Here is a 3761-nt window from a genome sequence, read left to right on the forward strand (position 1 = left end):
ACGCCACCACCGTCCAAGCCATCTCCCAAATCGCCGCCAACCTCCGCAGCCGCAACCTCTGCGCCGGCATGATCTCCCCCACCACCGGACGCGCCACCGCCCCCGACGGCAGCGGACCCACCTCCCCATCCCCCACAAACCCCCAGTCCCCCAGCCCCTCTCCCTCTTCGTCTCCCTCGTTCACGCCTCCGCCCGCATCGGGTGGGTGCACCGCCACGATCCAGACCGTGAACTCCTGGACCGGCGGGTTCCAGTCCAACGTCACGGTGCGCGCGGGCAGTTCGGCGATCAGCGGCTGGACGGTGACCTGGAGCTGGCCCGGTTCGCAGTCCATCAGCCAGTTATGGGGAGGCCTCCAGTCCGGTTCCGGCTCCTCGGTCAGCGTGCGCAACGAGTCCTGGAACGGCAGCCTCGGGGCGAGCGCCTCCACCACCTTCGGCTTCGTCGCCAACGGCACCGCCGCCACGCCGACGCCGACCTGCAGCGCGTCCTGACGGACAGCGCGACGGCGACCGCCTGACACCGGCCGTGCGGCGGGGAGGGCTCACCTCCCCGCCGCACGGCCGTCGCGTTCCCGGGTGCCCCGCACCGGCACCCCGGAGGAGGGAAAACCGGTTGCCCTCGGAGGGGCGTCTCGTTGAGACGACTCCTCGTGCCCGAACGTGCCGATCGCTCCCTGAAATCCCTCGCCCGGCGGCTAAGACTCGATCTCAGCCCACTGCGCGAGTTCCGCGACTTTCGCCTCCTCCTCGGCTCGGGGCTGATCACGATGCTCGGCACGGTCATCACGACCGTGGCCGTGCCGTTCCAGATGAAGCAGCTCACCGAGTCCTACGTCGCGGTGGGACTGGTGGGTATGGCCGAGTTCGTACCGATGGTGGTGTGCGGCCTGTGGGGCGGCGCGATCGCCGACGCACGCGACCGGCGCACGATCGTGACCCTCAGCGAGCTGGGGCTGTGCCTCTCCTCGGTGCTCCTGCTCGTCAACGCGCTGCTCCCCAGGCCGCAGGTGTGGGTGTGTACGTCGCAGGGGCGCTGGCCCGCGGGCTCGGCAGCATACGCAGGCCAAGCGAGCAGGCGCTGATCAACCGGATGCTGCCGCTGGACCGGATGCCCGCGGCGTTCGCCGTGCAGGGCCTGGTCCTCAACGCCGCCATGATCGCGGGACCGGCCGCAGGGGGTCTCATCGTGGCCACCCTCGGTCCGGCCGCCTCCTACGGCGTCGACGTCGCCACGTTCCTGCTGTCCCTGGCGCTGCTGCTCAGGGTCGGCGTGGTCCCCCGCGCCGAGGAGCCCACCCCCGCGTCACTGCGTTCCTTACGTGGAAGGCGTGCGGTACGCGCTGCAACGGCCGGACCTGATGGGCACCTATCTCGTCGACATCGCCGCGATGGCCTTCGCCAGTTCCACCGCCTTGTTCCCCTTCCTGGCCGAGAACCTCGGCGCGCCCAAGGCCGTCGGAGTGCTGTACGCGGCCGGCGGCGTGGGCGCGGTGATCGCCTCACTCACCTCGGGCTGGACGGCCCGCGTCCGTCGGCACGGGCTCGCCGTCATCGTCTCGGCCACCCTGTGGGGCGTCGCCGTGGCGCTCGCCGCACTGATGCCGGACATCTGGCTGGTCTTCCTGTTCCTTGCCGTCGCCGGTGGCGCCGACATGGTGAGCGGCCTGTTCCGCGGCACCATTTGGAACCAGACCATTCCGGACTCCTATCGAGGACGGCTGGCCGGCATCGAGCTGCTGTCCTACTCGACCGGGCCGATGCTGGGCGACGCACGGGCAGGGTTCATGGCCCAGCTGGGCGGCGCCCGCTTCTCCCTGGGGGTGGGCGGCCTGCTGTGCGTGGCCGCGGTCGGTGTGATGGCGGCCGCGTTGCCGAGATTCCGCGCGTACGACGCGCGGACCGACGAGCACGCCGTCGCACAGCGCCAGGCCTTGTTGTCGCCCGCACGTAAAGGAGGCGATCGGACGGTCATTGCGGCCGAGGAGCCCCATGCGGAGTTCCAGCGAAGCCCTTCAGCGTAGGCGGAGAAACGTCACCGACCATTGCGGACAGGAGGTCAGTCCGCCTCCCACCACTCTTCCCGCGCGCGGGCGTACTTGCCCGGGTCCCAGCGTCGCCACTGATCGGGATGCTTGCCGGTGAAGTCACCGTTGCCCGCGACGTACAAGACCTTGTACTTCTCGACGTCGGTCTCGAGATCGCCGTCCTGGTGCTTCTTCGACTGCAGGGCCGTTACTCGGAAAGGCTGGCCGTGGTCGGTCACTGTGACCGTCTGCTGACGGCCGTCGGCGAGCACGTCCAAGGCGAGCGAGAACGAGCAGTAATACTTCAAGGTGGAAGCGTATACGAGGAAGACGACATCCTCGTCTCGCTTCAAGGAGACAGTTTTGAGTGAAAAATAGTCACCTTGCGGATCGAACCCCTTCAACATCTGCGCTCTCGGTCGAGGCTTGTCGAGATCGAAATACAGTCGGATGACCTCGTCCGACGCCCCACCCGGAGGGTTGTAGAAAAGCGTTCCACTGAGCGGTCGACCGCACTGCTTCACCGTCCGCATGTTCATGACACGGACCTTCTTGTCTCTGTTTCCGTGGACTACCAACTTGATCGACGTACTGCTGTCGCGCGCCGCCTTGTGACGATGAAACCAGGCATCATCGGCATGCTCTCCGAGAGTGATCCGGCTAACCCAGCCGAGTTGGGACTTGTTGAGTAGCAGAGGCTCGGCCAAGGCCCATGCCGGACTCGTGAAGTCGGCATCGGCGCCCTCTTCCACGAGGTCGACGATGATCGGCGGTCCTTGGTCTGGAGTAGGCGAAGACGACGGAGAAGCCATACGCGAGGGTGCGGCCGTCGCCGCACGCGGCGACGGCGAGGAAGGCAGGTACGAGAGCAGGGGGGAGGCCGGTCGGCCCGACGGCAGCGCAACCACTCCTGACGACGGCGAACCGGACAGCATATTCTGGATCGCCCAAGTGATAAGTCCGGCTATCACCGGCGCCGCAATAGTGGTGCCCGTCCATTTGACACTCGGACGCTTCAACCAGTGGACAAACCTCGTCCGAATTCCGGCCGATGGCGCGCGAGATTCCATTGACTTGCTCCTAGTAGGGCGACCTGGACCGCCGCAAGGTATCACGAGCCTGCAGAAGAAAGGCGCGGTCCGTGCGGAATCACATCGATTCGAGACAATGCCGATCCGTCCTCCGGATAAGGATAATGACCATAACCAGCAATACGGCCGGACGCATTCGCTCTGCTTTGGGAGGCGTCCCGCACCGCTTGATCCATCACATGCCCTTAATTGTCTCGGCGGCACCAGATTGCCTCGGCACAGCAGGCGACTTGAACTGGCCGCGCTGAACTTGACGCACCTCGGGGGCGTCGGCGAACCGCTTCCGGACTCGGTCATCCCAGTCGGGCGGTGCCCGCTTCTCCCTGGGGGCAGGCGGCCTGCTGTGCGTGGCCGCGGTCGGCGTGATGGCGGCCGCGTTGCCGAGATTCCGCGGGTACGACGCGCTGACCGACGAGCACGCAATCGCCCTCCGTCCTCGGGAGGCCGCAGAGGCGTGAAATGTTCATCGACGTTTCGGCTGGGCAACGCGGACTTGATCGGTTCATCCGGCTGAAACATTTCTAATGACCCTTTGACATGTTTCAGCGTGCTTTCCAGAATGATGCCCCGGCGAACCCCTGGGCCGGGCGGCGCTCACCCACCGATCGACAGCACCGTCCGGCCCTCCCCGATCCGAGGAGCAG

Annotated in this window: 4 protein-coding genes and 1 pseudogene; 4 read left to right on the top strand and 1 reads right to left on the bottom strand. The window is 66.8% G+C overall.

The genetic code is table 11. From position 1 onward, the window contains the following. The 4 genes and pseudogenes from ACIBK1_RS40545 to ACIBK1_RS40560 all read left to right on the top strand — a co-directional run. A partial coding sequence (locus ACIBK1_RS40545; protein WP_396740950.1) for a cellulose binding domain-containing protein occupies positions 1–494 on the top strand: 494 nt, incomplete at its 5' end. A 143-nt stretch (positions 495–637) separates the two neighbouring features. Continuing rightward, on the top strand, positions 638–1084 hold the full coding sequence (locus tag ACIBK1_RS40550; RefSeq protein ID WP_396740952.1) for an MFS transporter: 447 nt from the start codon (positions 638–640) through the stop codon (positions 1082–1084). Continuing rightward, positions 1018–1257: pseudogene (locus ACIBK1_RS40555) on the top strand (MFS transporter); the annotation flags it as partial. The gene ACIBK1_RS40550 and the pseudogene ACIBK1_RS40555, both read left to right, overlap by 67 nt. 73 nt (positions 1258–1330) lie before the next feature. Continuing rightward, complete coding sequence (locus tag ACIBK1_RS40560; RefSeq protein ID WP_396740954.1) at positions 1331–2023, top strand: MFS transporter; 693 nt, start codon at positions 1331–1333, stop codon at positions 2021–2023. A gap of 35 nt (positions 2024–2058) precedes the next feature. Here the strand turns inward: ACIBK1_RS40560 and ACIBK1_RS40565 are convergent, their stop codons facing one another. Further along, positions 2059–2778 (bottom strand): hypothetical protein, encoded by a 720-nt coding sequence (locus tag ACIBK1_RS40565; RefSeq protein ID WP_396740956.1) that lies wholly within the window; start codon positions 2776–2778, stop codon positions 2059–2061. Between the last annotated feature and the right edge of the window lie 983 nt (positions 2779–3761).

It is taken from the genome of Microbispora rosea (assembly GCF_044460045.1).
GTDB classification, from domain to species: domain Bacteria; phylum Actinomycetota; class Actinomycetes; order Streptosporangiales; family Streptosporangiaceae; genus Microbispora; species Microbispora rosea.